Source organism: Microcystis sp. M44BS1 (assembly GCF_020244875.1).
GTDB classification, from domain to species: domain Bacteria; phylum Cyanobacteriota; class Cyanobacteriia; order Cyanobacteriales; family Microcystaceae; genus Microcystis; species Microcystis panniformis.
In genome coordinates this window covers 1-10,894 of the sequence record NZ_JADBVM010000043.1, presented here as the reverse complement: position 1 = coordinate 10,894, position 10,894 = coordinate 1, and the positions used below count along the sequence as shown (strand labels likewise).

Sequence of the window (10,894 nt, the reverse complement as noted above, 5' to 3'; positions counted from 1 at the left end):
TATGCAATGGACGGGGTTATAAGGAATGAAACCTTTATAGAGACAGACATTGCCGCAATTTTTGTCAATTGTTTGCGATCTGGAGCGAACTAATCAATTAAATCTCTTGCCAGATAAGGATTGAGTCGATTTATGCCCCCAAATCGAACCATACCAAGTCCCGAAGAGCCATGAATCTTAACCGATCAGGGAGACTTCCTATCTACTTGTTGGTGAATTCACACCGATTTCTATAGTATCATAGGATACACCTTACCTATTCAAAAAAAAACTAAGAGAGCTAAGAACTATCATAAAGTGTTGAGGGATAAGAAAATTATGAATAAATTAAGTCAACGTACGCAAATTTTTAACTTTCTTATTGGATTAGGATTTGTCCTGATAATAATTATTAAATTTTATTTAACCAGAAAGTATGAAATTATCGCTGTCGGTTCTGATCCAGAAAGCTATCTGGCGAGAGCTGCATTCAATATTTGGTCGGATAAAGTAGGTATCGGGGCCTTAGGTCATCCTCCCGGTTATTCTATCTTTGTCTGGTTAGTTAATTTATCTGGGATTCCTTTGAGAATATTTCACGAGATTTTTTATATACTTTCCACGGGATTTTTAGTTTATTGCTTGCGATTTTTGAAAATTCCTAAATTGATTTGTCTTGGTGTATTTGCTGTCATGGTTTTTTATCCATTGACTTTTAGGTTTTTCAATGATGCCAGGAGTGAATCATCGGTAATTTCTTTATTCAATTTTCTAGTGGGAGTGACAATATTATTATTAATTTCTAGGAAAAGATCGAGTAAGATTGTTTATTCCTGTCTATCGGGTTTGATTCTAGGAATGATTGCCATTACTAGACCAGAAAGAGAGATATTCTATCTATACTTTCTCGGATTCGGTCTAATTACTTGGATCACAGGTTATCGAATTTCCAGAAATCAAAAGATCGAGAAAATAGTTTATTACTGTTTAATTCCCTTTCTGCTTTTCTCTCTAGTTAATTTCTCCTGCACGGTCTTAAACAAAGTCAATTTTGGGGTTTCTGGAGTCAGTTTATCGGATTCTCCCAGTTTTAAGGGAATGTATACAAAACTCACGAAAATAGATGTGGGTACTCCTCAAAGATATATTCCTTTGACGCAAGCACAACTAGCCGCTGCTTATGAAGTTAGCCCAACTTTGAAAAAAATGCAGCCTTTCTTACCCAAAGAAGAAATGATTCAGGCTCACGGTTCATGGTTGTTAATTTATGCAGCTCGCGAGGTATCATCAGATCGAAAACCTCAGAATGTTTATCAGGTATTCACAGAAGTTAATAAGGAACTAGAAAAGGCTTTTCAGGAGAAAGCTTTACCTAGTAAACCTTTACTATTAGGTTATTTAGATCCTAATATAGGGGTTTGGTTGCCCCACGTTAAGAGTTCATTGATTAAGGTGGTAAATTGGTTTATATTTCCCCCTATGTCTGAAGTAGAAAATATTATTGCTAAGGATGATCCCAAAGCCAGTGTAGGATTATTTAATGCAACCGCCAATCGCCGAGCCGCTTTGATCAACAACCACAATCCTAATTCTAAAATATTTACTAAAGTTAAAATCTTAAATTATCTCGTATATGTTCTCAATGTGCTAGGAATTATTTCTTTTGTAATCCTCCTAATTTACTACTGTGTTTATCAAGCTAAATCACTGTTTCTATCTACCTACATAATTATAGTTTTCTTGATTCTTTTAACCCAAGTTGCCCGTCTTCTTCTCTATAGTTTAGTTGATGCCTCTGCTTGGGAAATTCCGATGCGTTATCTATTTCCCAGTATGCCATTGTTCTCTGGATTATCGTTACTCAATATATTTGTCGTCTTTAACTTGCTGTCAAAAAAGATACTGAAAATGAAAAATTGAAGTTTATCTTGGTTTCACAGCCATAAACCTTAGCTATATCAATCTTAAAATCGAAATGAGCTTAAAAGTTTGATTCTAACATATTAAGTTTAGAGACGTTGCTGATTTGAGATATGAATCTTCTTTTGTGGGATTTTTAAACCCTAGACCCAGACTAACTTTTGGATACGATGCACAGTTGGTATTCATACCTTGATTCGGCAACGCCGGCAATTTAACCCAAATTTTCCAGCAACTGAAATTCTGATGCTATCCTCGCCATCCCACCTAATTATTTGCTAGAAGTCATGGCCAAATCTCCTTAACCCGAACTGACGTTACATTTACTCAAAAGCTATCTCCTTGACACTGAATTTTTGATGCGTCCGGGACGCATCCCACAGCCAAATATCGCCAATTTCCCCCTAGGCTTTAGGTCTTAAATAAACTAGAGACTGTTGCCAAATTAAAGTGGGTTTATCGTAGTGATCGACCAGGTATAGACAGTTAACATCTTGCCAAAGGATGCGACCAACGAGGAGATCATCGGTGCTTAACTTAATTTCTACTTCCCGTTTCTCTTGAATATAGCTCTGTACTTGTTTAATACTCGGCAGACCAGGATCAAATTGAGACATAATGAGTTTATCGATGAGGTGTTCATCCTCTATTATTCCTGTTGAGCAGCTTTTATTGACGATGAAAATCCCCTTTACCAAATATCAAGGCCTAGGCAATGATTTTATTTTGATAGATAACCGTCACAGTCCCGAACCCCTGATCACAGCGGAAATGGCCGTGGCTATGTGCGATCGACATTTTGGCATCGGTGCCGATGGCGTGATTTTTGCGCTTCCCGGCCAAGCAGAAACCGACTACACCATGAGAATTTTCAACTCTGATGGTTCGGAACCAGAAATGTGTGGTAACGGTATTCGCTGTCTAGCCCAATTTATCGCCCGTTTAGAGGCTAACAACGTCATTGGCCGCACCTATCGCATTCATACTCTAGCAGGAACGATCATTCCCCGTTTAGAAGCCAATGAACAGGTAACGGTTGATATGGGACCGCCGCAACTCCTCGGCAGTGAAATCCCCACCACTTTAGTGGAGGGGTCAGAAAAAGTCCTTGCGGTTCCCCTAGAGGTGGAGGGCAAAGATTGGTTAGTTACTTGCGTTAGTATGGGCAATCCCCACTGTGTAACTTTTGTGGATGATCTGGCCTCTATTCCCCTAGAAACTATCGGTCCAAAATTTGAGCATCATCCGGTTTTTCCCCAACGGACTAATGTGGAGTTTGTGGAAGTAATCGCGCCGGATTATATGAAGATGCGTGTCTGGGAAAGAGGAGCGGGAATTACTCTCGCTTGCGGTACCGGTGCTTGTGCTGTGGTGGTGGCGGCCCTGTTGACGGGCAAATGCGATCGCAGTTGTACCGTGGAACTGCCCGGTGGTTGTCTTCAGATTCACTGGTCCCAAACCGATAACCGGGTTTACATGACAGGTCCTGCTAAAGCTGTTTTTGAGGGCATTTATGGTATCTAAACTAACCCGTCTGGACGGGGACTGAACTCCCCGAACAGCGCGACGGGATTGTTAATTCTTAGAGACTGGTAATCCAAGCAATAATTCCTTTACCGGTTAACAATTCAATGGCTAAAAGAGAGACAAAGCCAATCATGGCTAGTCTGCCATTCAATTTTTCAGCTTTTTTGGTAAAACCGAGACCGCTGGAACTATCAACGTACATTTTCGGTTCAACAGCAAAATTATTCAGTCTTCCTTGTTCTTCGGTGGTGTAGCCGCGGGCAGTCATGGGGAGGCTCCTTTTGTATGCTTATGTTAAGAAGTGTAACACATTGTTAAGTTATGTTGCAAATTTTAACAAAAAATTTCTGGAGACTCAGAAAAACTCGATCGGGTGGTCAGACTAAATCCTGTTTAAAAGGTATAGGAGAGTGGGGTGTGGGGTGTGGGGAGAAGGGAGTACCAGAGCTGCGGAGTGGGGAGCAGGGAGAAACAATTCATAAGTAGGGAGGCACAATTATTTGTAGGATGGGTTAGCGGTAGCGTAACATAATCGGGCGTTGGGTTTCATGCTTCAACCCAACCTACGTTCATCTTATATTTAATTCCACCCACCTACTTAACTTGAGAGTTAATCACACTATTAAAAACGGATTTGGGGTCAGTCAACGGTAAGGTTCTAGGCTGTCAGGGTAGTGCTATAGTTCTACCTTATCTGGGTCTATTGAGGAAATTTTGCTTTTTTCTTGACAAATTACTCGGGTTGTGGTAGTAAAGAAGTGTAAACTTGATCACCCGATCAAGGAAAAGACAAAAACTATCTTAAGGTTTGCTGAACAAATCTAAAAACCTTGTTAGATAAGGCTTTTAGACTTTTTTTCCCTCAAAAAGTGCTGACCATTGGAGTGATCGGGGGTAAAATTCCTGGACTTTTTCCCTGAAAATTAGGTAACTGACTACCTCAAAATCGGTAAAACCCTACACCCCACACCCCACACCCTGCCCCCAGGAAAAACTTTTTGCCGCAAACCCTATCTTAAGGTCGCCAGAGGAGTCCCGTTAAACCGTACAGGAGTTAGCGGGGGATAAATTGCCGCCCAAAGCGAACCCGACTCTAGGGAGTCAACTGACCTTGAGTGGAGATGCTCGAAAGGGTAAGTGTGGGGAGAATAAGTAAAAACCACTAGGAAAAACCTGAATAGAATCTTAATATATAGAGTGCCTAGTAGCCATAACGATTGCGCTCACTATCTTTGTAAATTCTATGGCAGAGATTAACCCAGAGATCAACCTGATGCAGATAGCGACTATACTCAACCAATATCGATTTGAAATGAGAGGATATAAAGCGCAAGAATTAATCGAGCGCTGGTTGCCCACCTATTCGCTAAATTGGATTCGCATGGCGATTTTAGAGGCACTCTATCAGGGACGTTACAAAGTCATTTCGGTGGAGGAAATCCTCAAAATTTGGCACCGTCGCGGCCATCCTACCTTTCATTTTACGGGGGAATTCGAGCGCTTGGTTTGTAAAAACTTGCTAGATTCCCAGTTAAATGGCAAAAAAACGGTATTTATCCCTCAACAGGAAAAGATCAATATACTTTCTACCACCCTTGAGCAGCCTTATCCAGAGCCGGAAGCGGCAAAAACCGATAATAATGGCACAGTAGCCACGAGTAAAGACTCTTTACTCAACTTAGAAACTTCTCTTTTTAATGATCCTCGCAAAGGGATGAGTAATGTGGAGGAATTATTCTCGCAGTTAACCCCGGAAACGCCCAAATTCCCTGAATTAGAATCAGTGCCTAAATCGCCTAACGGTCCTGGAACTAGGGAGAATTTTCCGGCTAATTTTAAACCGGCAATCGATGAGTTTATCCCTTTGTTAGACCCTTCGGAATTGTATCCCAAATTAAAAGCTGTGGCCCGCTCACCGCATAAGTAGGGTCTGCTGAAAAAGTTTTTCGGTGGTGGCAGGGTGTGGGGTGTTAGGTGTGGGGTGGTGGGGTACTGACACCAATTAATTCCCCGCCCTCAAGAAAAAAAATCGCCCTGACGATTAAAATAGAGTTAACTTTTCCCCTCAAGGCTCTGCTCAATTAACTAGCATTATGACATCCTCCTATTTTGGTCTAGAAACCGAAGAAAATAAACTAATTAACTCTAATAATCTCTCGTTCGCCGCTTCTCTTGGTATTCATGGCCTACTTTTAGCGATTATCTTACCTAATTTCCTCAATAATCCAGCGCAGGAGCCAAAAAAGGAGTTACGCAACGTCAATCTGATTGAATTGAACCCTCTAGAGCAGTCACGTCTTCCCAGTCTCGACTCCTCCCTGTCCAGCTTACCCGGACTGCCTAACCTCAATTCGTCCTCTTCCTCTTTGCCTCCCCTCCCCCCCATGGATGGTATCCATAACAGCACCTTACCTCCTTTACCCTCGGTTTCTTCCCTTCCCCCTTTACCTTCCTTACCTCCTTTACCTCCCCTCTCCTCTTTACCCTCCGTCAATATCTATTCTCCTCCCGTGGCATCTATCCCCTCCCTGGGTAGATTACCGATTCCTCGCAATTTTCCCACTTCTACCCCCAGTTTACCCAGTCCTCCTGCTGTTCCCACCCTGCCGGACAATAATAATCTGCCGAGGGAGACTAATAACAACCGGATACCTCCTTACTTTGATCCCTACCAAGATAATCTAACTTTAGATAGATTGCGAAAATCCCCTCTTAGTGCATCGCAACAGGCACAGGAACAATTAAACAATTCCTTGGCCCGGACACCGGAGCCGAATGGTCAATCACCCATTGATGAACAGCGTCGTCAACAATTAATCTGGGAAATGCAAGAACGTTCGCGCTCCCTGGAGGCGGATAAAAGTAATACCAGTAACGATGAGGCCAGGAGAAATCTGGTGGATTGGCTGGCCAGAGTCCAAAAAACTAATCCCAATGCCTTAAATGAACTAAATCAGCCGAATCAGGGCAGCGGAGGCATAACTACCGTCAATTTGACCGGTAATTATCCCGCAGCGGCTTGTTCCCGTCAATTAGCGGGGACGGCGGTTTATGGGGTGACGGTGGATGGTCAAGGCCGCCTCAGCAGTGAACCCCAGTTAATTAAAAGTGCTGGCTTCCCGATTTTCAATCAACAGGCAGCTAGGGAAGTGAGATCAATTAGTTTAAAAAATCCCAGTGGTGAGTCGAGAAGCTATCGTGTGCAAGTCAGTTTTGCCCCTAACCCAGAAGTGTGTCGAGGCGCGATCGCTAATCCCCCAAAACCGGAGGGTAGTAACCTCAATACCCGTAACTCCCCCCCCGTAACGCCGGCAATTGAAACCCCGCTTCGTCCCAATCAAACCCCGCAACCCGCCGTTAGTCCCCAACCGGATAACGTCAAGCCCCCGGCAACCACAGGGCCAAATCCAGCCCAAACCCAGCCAGAACCGCCCAAAGAAGCGATAATCGAAGAAAAAGCCCCAGAAACTCCTCCCCAAACCCCCGCTCTCAATCAGCCGGACGTTTCCCCCCCTAGTCCCCCCACTAGCCAAAATCCTCAACCTGTCAGCGAGGAAGCTTTGCCCCCCGGTCCGCCAGCGGAAGCTAAAACTGAACCAGAAAGTTAGGCCTTTTCAGTTATCAGTGATCAGTGATCAGTAATCAGTGATCAGTTATCAGTTATCAGATGTGAGTTTTAAGTTCACTAGACCCCCCGCACAAGTAAGTTATCGAGCTGCTATCGGGTCAAAATATCTAAAAGCTAAGATAAATTTGACATAATCTTAGGTTTTATGGGTAGGATAGTTGTTTCTTGTCTTCTATCTCCTGTCTCCTATCTCCTGTCTCCTGTCTCCTGAAAAGGAAAACTTCGTATCTCACCATTAAGATAACTGCTGTAAATGATTTCCACTTCCCAGATACCCGATTCTTTTGTCTCACCTTGCCGTCGCGCCTCGGTTAGTCGTACTACCAAAGAAACCGATGTAGAGGTGACGATCGATCTTGATGGTAGCGGCAATTGTCGCGCCCAGACAGGAATTCCCTTTCTTGATCATATGTTGCAGCAAATCGCCTCCCACGCTGCGATCGATCTCGATGTACGCGCCACTGGAGATTTAGAAATTGATGACCATCACACCAATGAAGACGTGGGAATCACCCTCGGACAAGCTTTACTGCAAGCTTTAGGCGACAAAAAAGGCATCGTCCGTTTCGGGCATTTTGTCGCCCCTCTCGATGAAGCTTTAGTGCAGGTTGCCCTCGATTTTTCCGGTCGTCCCCACCTCAGTTATGGTCTAGAAATTCCCACCCAAAGAGTGGGAACCTACGATACTCAGCTAGTGCGAGAATTTTTTGTTGCTTTGGTCAATCACAGTCAAATGACCCTACATATTCGTCAATTAGACGGGATTAATTCCCATCATATTATTGAGGCTACTTTTAAAGCTTTTGCCCGGGCGATGAGTATGGCCATAGCGATCGATCCCCGTCGTGCCGGTATAATTCCTAGTTCTAAGGGAGTTTTATAGAAGCACTGCTTAACCCGAATTGACGTTAGCTTAGAAGCCCATAATTTGAGCCACTTGGGTTAATTCGGGCGCAATCCCAGATTTTAGTTGATTATTGCTGTGTTTTACCGCCGAATCTGGGTCTTTTAGTCCATTTCCCGTTAAAACACACACTACGGTGGCCCCATCGGGAACCTGTTGATGCACTTTTAATAATCCTGCCACAGAGGCGGCGCTGGCTGGTTCACAGAAAACCCCCTCTTGGCCCCCTAAAATCCGATAGGCTGCCAATATTTCCTCATCGCTGACTGCGTGAAATTGCCCTTGACTAGCGTGACTAGCAGCCCAAGCTTTTTCCCAGTTAGCGGGGTTGCCGATACGGATAGCCGTGGCTAGGGTTTCGGGATGGTCAACCGGTTGTTTGGAGATAAAAGGGGCAGCCCCGGCGGCCTGAAAACCCATCATCTTCGGCAGCTGGTCGCATTTGCCTATCTGGTGGTACTGACAGAATCCCATCCAATAGGCGCTAATATTGCCCGCATTACCCACGGGAATACATAACCAGTCGGGAGCATTACCCAAGACATCGACAATCTCGAAAGCGGCGGTTTTTTGACCCTCTAAACGGTAGGGATTGACGGAATTGACTAACGTTACGGGATAATTTTCTGATAGTTGGCGGACAATCTTGAGGGCATCATCGAAGTTGCCATTAATAGCGATGACTTCCGCCCCGTACAATAAAGCTTGGGCTAATTTTCCTAAGGCCACATAACCGTCGGGGATAATCACAAAGGCCCGCATCCCCGCACGTCTTGCATAGGCTGCCGCCGCCGCCGAGGTGTTTCCGGTACTGGCACAAATCACGGCTTTTGCCCCTTCTTCTTTAGCTTTCGAGATGGCCATGGTCATACCCCGGTCTTTAAAGCTGCCAGTGGGATTTAAACCATCATATTTGACAAAAACCTTGACATCGCGCCCGATTTGTGCTGAGAGATAGGGGGCGGGGATCAGGGGTGTATTGCCTTCTAGGAGGGTAATTACAGGAGTTTTACTGCTTACGGGCAGAAATTGGCGATATTCTTCGATCAAACCGCGCCAGCCGCCGATAGACGATGATTTAGTGGGTGATTGGGGGATCGATCGAGAAATAATTGTCATAGCCTTAAGGATACAGATTTGATTAGATGGCCTAATTTCCTATTTTATCGAATAAGCAGGCAAAAAAATTAATCTCGATCGCCCGATTGGGATTCATGGGGTTTAAAACAGGGATGCGGGAAGATAAAAGGCAGTAACAGCCAATAAATGACCTTTTTGGTCAAAAAATAGTTATTTTATTGCTATAACTCTGATTTTTTGCCCTTTTTGTCTTTCAGAAGTTGATTTAACTTAGTGTCAGCAGAAGTCCCTCGCTTTTAGCGATGGGATGAATGCTGACCAGCATATAGACAATTCTATAAAGTTGTGTTATCATAAATATAGATTCTTGATAACAGCCATGTACAAAGCATATAAATTCACAATAAAACCCAATACCGAGCAAGAAATAGCCTTAGCTAAAGGCTTCGGCTGTTGTCGCTGGTTTTGGAACTATTCCTTGAATTTATGCCAAGAAACCTATAAAACCACAGGAAAAGGGCTAACACGAAACTATATTCAGGGACTATTGCCTAGTCTCAAAAAAGAATATGAGTGGTTGACAGATGCTTATTCTCAGTGCTTACAGGTTGTTGCTTTGAACTTATCGCAAGCTTATCAAAATTTCTTTGAAAAACGGGCTAGATTACCAAGATTCAAGTCCAAACATGGTAGGCAATCAATTAGCTATCCAGCTAATGTCAAGTTTGAAGGTGACTACCTCAAATTACCGGGTAAAGTTGGATTAGTTTATTGTGTGCGTCATCGGGAATTTGAAGGAACAATTAAAACCGTTACTATCTCAAAAACTCCAGACGGTAAATACTACGCTTCTATTTTAGTTGATGACGAATTGGAGTTGCCTGAGACATCAAAGGATGGCAAAGGCATAGGAATTGATTTAGGACTTACTCATTTTGCCATTACCAGCAATGGTAGTAAGTATGAGAATCCTAGACATTTAGCTAAACATCAACGTAATTTAAAGCGTAAACAACAAAAGTTATCCCGTAAAAAGAAGGGAAGTAACAACCGTCAAAAAGCTAGACGTAAAGTAGCTAAAGTTCACTCTAAAATCTCAAGATGTCGTGAGGATTTTCTCCACAAGCTATCCCGTAAGATAGTTAACGAAAACCAAGTTATTGCGGTAGAAAATCTCAATGTTAAAGGCATGGTACGCAATCATAATTTAGCTAAGGCTATTAGTGATTGTGGTTGGGGAATGTTTTGTACAATGCTTAAATACAAGGCAGAATGGGAAGGAAAAACTTATATCGAAGTTGATAGGTTTTTCCCTAGTTCTAAAACTTGTAATGTCTGTCTAAATCAAGTAGCGAGTTTACCACTTGATGTTAGAACATGGACTTGTGAGCATTGCAAAACAACCCATGATCGTGATATAAATGCGGCGATAAACATCAAAAATGAAGCCTTACGGATATTGTCGTTAGGAACTAGCGATACTGCCTATAGAGGGGATGTAAGACCAAAAGTTGGGCGTAAGTCCGTCTTGAGGCAATCCCCCGTGAAATAGGAAGCTCTCAACTCTGTTGAGAGTAGTTCACTTAGCTGGTTATATTTAAATTGAAGATGGCTCCCCCCTGCTTGATAAGGGGGGTTTGATCCCCCCTGCCCCCCTTGATAAGGGGGGTGCCGAATAGTAGGGTTGATTCATGAATCAACCCTACCTTGAGTAACACCTACCTACTTAATAAACCATCACCGGGTAAATAGCCAGAGATAAAAATTATGAAGGAAAGCACCGTCCCCACCATTAATCTCGCCCCTAAACTCAGACGCGATTTATCTTTATGGAATCCCTTTGATTATCTTTTGCT

The 10,894-nt window shown here is 43.3% G+C and carries 9 protein-coding genes; 6 read left to right on the top strand and 3 right to left on the bottom strand.

What is annotated here, in order from left to right:
* Positions 1-318: 318 nt before the first annotated feature.
* Positions 319-1,899, top strand: a complete 1,581-nt coding sequence (locus IM515_RS02580; RefSeq protein ID WP_287628882.1) for a hypothetical protein — start codon at positions 319-321, stop codon at positions 1,897-1,899.
* A gap of 404 nt (positions 1,900-2,303) precedes the next feature.
* On the opposite strand, the gene IM515_RS02575 is transcribed toward IM515_RS02580, so the two are convergent.
* Positions 2,304-2,516: an Hfq-related RNA-binding protein gene (locus IM515_RS02575; protein WP_002756689.1), complete on the bottom strand. Its 213-nt coding sequence runs from the start codon at positions 2,514-2,516 to the stop codon at positions 2,304-2,306.
* 61 nt (positions 2,517-2,577) lie between these two features.
* Here IM515_RS02575 and dapF point away from each other — a divergent pair, with 61 nt between their 5' ends.
* Entirely contained in the window at positions 2,578-3,423 is an 846-nt protein-coding gene (gene dapF / locus IM515_RS02570; protein ID WP_287628881.1) for a diaminopimelate epimerase, read from the top strand.
* Positions 3,424-3,481: 58 nt separating this feature from the next.
* Here the strand turns inward: dapF and IM515_RS02565 are convergent, their stop codons facing one another.
* Complete coding sequence (locus IM515_RS02565; RefSeq protein WP_002787621.1) at positions 3,482-3,694, bottom strand: CAB/ELIP/HLIP family chlorophyll-binding protein; 213 nt, start codon at positions 3,692-3,694, stop codon at positions 3,482-3,484.
* Positions 3,695-4,669: 975 nt separating this feature from the next.
* Here IM515_RS02565 and IM515_RS02560 point away from each other — a divergent pair.
* The 3 genes from IM515_RS02560 to hisB all read left to right on the top strand — a co-directional run bounded on the left by IM515_RS02560 (position 4,670) and on the right by hisB (position 7,937).
* Positions 4,670-5,353 (top strand): hypothetical protein, encoded by a 684-nt coding sequence (locus IM515_RS02560; RefSeq protein ID WP_193961389.1) that lies wholly within the window; start codon positions 4,670-4,672, stop codon positions 5,351-5,353.
* Positions 5,354-5,519: 166 nt separating this feature from the next.
* Complete coding sequence (locus IM515_RS02555) at positions 5,520-7,034, top strand: energy transducer TonB (protein WP_287628880.1); 1,515 nt, start codon at positions 5,520-5,522, stop codon at positions 7,032-7,034.
* Between the two features lie 273 nt (positions 7,035-7,307).
* A complete protein-coding gene (gene hisB / locus IM515_RS02550) occupies positions 7,308-7,937 on the top strand; it encodes an imidazoleglycerol-phosphate dehydratase HisB (protein ID WP_002756684.1) in 630 nt (209 codons plus the stop codon).
* A gap of 30 nt (positions 7,938-7,967) precedes the next feature.
* Here the strand turns inward: hisB and thrC are convergent, their stop codons facing one another.
* Positions 7,968-9,077, bottom strand: coding sequence for a threonine synthase (thrC, locus tag IM515_RS02545; protein WP_061430419.1), 1,110 nt, complete (start codon positions 9,075-9,077; stop codon positions 7,968-7,970).
* Between the two features lie 340 nt (positions 9,078-9,417).
* On the opposite strand from thrC, the gene tnpB reads away from it, so the two are divergent.
* Positions 9,418-10,590, top strand: a complete 1,173-nt coding sequence (gene tnpB / locus IM515_RS02540) for an IS200/IS605 family element RNA-guided endonuclease TnpB (RefSeq protein WP_002764978.1) — start codon at positions 9,418-9,420, stop codon at positions 10,588-10,590.
* Positions 10,591-10,894: the final 304 nt, after the last annotated feature.